Origin of the sequence: uncultured Paraglaciecola sp., assembly GCF_913058035.1 — a bacterium.
Taxonomy (GTDB): domain Bacteria; phylum Pseudomonadota; class Gammaproteobacteria; order Enterobacterales; family Alteromonadaceae; genus Paraglaciecola.
The window spans coordinates 1-2655 of sequence record NZ_CAJXPA010000323.1; the positions used below are offsets into that span (position 1 = coordinate 1).

Consider the following 2655-nt stretch of genomic DNA (forward strand, 5'->3'; position numbering starts at 1 on the left):
ATATTTAATGAGTGAAAATTGTCACAAATACCCGATAAGGTTGAGTCTAATAAATCCTCTTGCCAATTCGCAGCTAGCAGCTGGCTTAAAAATGCCTCTTTCGTATTATGGGGCACGAAATAGTCGGCTAAATTGCTATACAACGCATCAGATGCATTAATAAATGCCCCTGTTAGTCCTAAAAATAGACCACAACCTGCTGGCATTTTATTTAAAAAGTAGCTACCGCCTACGTCTGGATATAAACCTATACTGATTTCGGGCATCGCAATACGTGAGCTTTCTGTGACGACTCTGTGACTACCGCCACACATCAAACCCAATCCACCCCCCATGATGATGCCATTCCCCCACACTAAAATAGGTTTGGCGAAAGTGTGAATAAGATAATCAAGTTGGTATTCTTGCGTAAAAAAATTCTGTAACTCATAGCTATTTTTAGTATCAGATGCTTCTTCATCAGATACAGAATCCTGCATCGATTTATACATTGATACAATATCGCCACCAGCACAGAAAGCCCGTTCACCACTTCCGTCTAAAAATACCATGGCAATCTGAGGGTCTTTTTGCCACTTTTCTAGCTGCGGTGTCAGCAAGTTGATCATTTGCAAATCTAAAGCATTTAACGAAGCAGGTTTAGTTAGGGTGGCATGGCCAATCTTAAAACCACATTTGGTCGGTAGTTCGTCAAAAATAACCGGTGCATTTTCACTAGACATAAAATTCCTAATTTAACAGTGATACTGATCGAAAGAAGATTTAAAGAATGTCGCCAGCATGTTCTGCCAGTAAACGTCGGCCAATGATCATTCGCATAATTTCATTGGTGCCTTCTAAAATTTGGTGTACTCGCACATCTCGCACATATCTTTCTAACGGATATTCTTTGATATATCCATATCCACCGTGAATTTGTAATGCTTCATTACATACAGTAAAACCCACATCGGTGGCAAAACGTTTTGCCATGGCGCAATAGGCGCTGCATTCGGGATCTTCGTTATCCAGCTTAAACGCAGCCAATCGAATCATTTGCCTAGCGGCCACAAGTTCAGTGGCCATGTCAGCGAGTTTAAATTGTAAAGCTTGAAACGCCGCCAGTGGCTTACCAAATTGAGTACGCTCTTGCATGTAAGATTTGGCAGTATTTAATGCCATTTGCGCGGTACCAATTGAGCAAGTGGCAATGTTGATACGACCGCCGTCTAAACCTTTCATGGCAAAAGTAAATCCTTGCCCTTCTTCACCTAACAGACAGTCTGCTGATACGCGGACATTATCAAACGTAATCAAGCGAGTTGGCTGAGCATTCCAGCCCATCTTTTGTTCGGCTTTACCGTAAATTACACCTTCGGCATCAGCAGCAATCACAAAAGCAGAAATACCTTTAGGACCCGGTTCACCAGTGCGCGCCATAACTACCAACACTTCGGTTTCACCTGCACCTGATATAAACATCTTGGAGCCGTTTAACAGGTAGTCCTCCCCATCTTTTTTAGCCGAAGTGCGCATGGCTGCTGCGTCTGAACCAGAACCAGGCTCAGTTAAACAATAAGAGGCTAGCTTTTCACCCGTGACTAAACTCGGACACCACCTATCTTTTGCCGTTCTTGTACCCCACGTCGCTACCATCCATGTAGCCATGTTATGAATGGTCATCATGGCTGTGGTTGTGGTACACCCCATAGCAAGCTGTTCAAAAATGATAGAGGAGTCCAAACGACTTAAGCCCATGCCACCTTCACTTTCTGGTGAATATAAACTACAAAAACCCAGTTCACCTGCTTTTTGAATCACTTGTTTTGGGAAAATGTGTTCTCTATCCCATTTGGCAGCATGCGGAGCCAGCTCCTGTTCAGCAAATTGTTTGGCGGTGTCGGCAAAAGCAAGTTGGTCATCAGTCATGTCAAAATTCATAATATCTTCCTATTTCAACGAAATGGTCATATTGGGCCCAGAGGGAATATCATCTTCAAACCAGCGCGCGGTAATCGTTTTTGTTTCAGTATAAAAGCGCACGGCTTGTTTACCATAGGCATGTAAATCCCCGTAGAAAGAATTCTTCCAACCAGTGAAAGAGAAAAATGGCAATGGCACCGGAATAGGCACATTAATACCCACTTGCCCGACTTCAATTTCATGTTGATATTTACGAGCGGCGGCTCCACTTGCAGTAAAAATAGAGGTACCATTTCCGTATGGGTTGCGATTCACTAAGGCAATAGCTTGTTCTAACGTATCAACTGTCATGCAACACAACACAGGGCCAAAAATCTCTTCTTGGTAAATCACCATATCTTCGCTAACGTCTGCAAAAACGGTAGGACCAACCCAATTACCATTTTCATAGCCTGCTTTATCTAAAACAAAATCTGAGCCATCTAGTAAACAAGTGGCACCTTCATCCTTTCCATGCTGAATAAGTGACAATACTTTTTGTTTAGCTTGTGGACTGATCAATGGGCCAAATCCTGCTGATTCATCATCCCATAACCCAGGTTTAACTGCTTTTAGAAGTTCAGTTAACTCACCTATCCACTTCTTTGTGTCACCCCTGTCTCTTATTCACCTTTCCGAACCCACCAGACCGTACTAGCACTCGTCTGCCGTTCTCTGCCTGAAAAAAAAACATCTCTGCTCCACATTCCTCCT

General features: G+C 43.0%; 2 protein-coding genes and 1 pseudogene. All 3 read right to left on the reverse strand.

The window, feature by feature from the left end:
- The coding region (locus QZ562_RS20850) for an enoyl-CoA hydratase/isomerase family protein (protein WP_293764605.1) at nucleotides 1-722 on the reverse strand (722 nt) is incomplete at its 3' end.
- A 40-nt stretch (nucleotides 723-762) separates the two neighbouring features.
- Nucleotides 763-1920 (reverse strand): acyl-CoA dehydrogenase family protein, encoded by a 1158-nt coding sequence (locus QZ562_RS20855; protein ID WP_293764607.1) that lies wholly within the window; start codon nucleotides 1918-1920, stop codon nucleotides 763-765.
- 9 nt (nucleotides 1921-1929) lie between these two features.
- Nucleotides 1930-2547: pseudogene (locus QZ562_RS20860) on the reverse strand (aldehyde dehydrogenase family protein); the annotation flags it as partial.
- Nucleotides 2548-2655 lie beyond the last annotated feature (108 nt).

Excerpts from the sequence above, each read along its gene's own strand:
- QZ562_RS20855 (WP_293764607.1), bottom strand. The coding sequence starts at position 1,920 with ATGAATTTTGACATGACTGATGACCAACTTGCTTTTGCCGACACCGCC.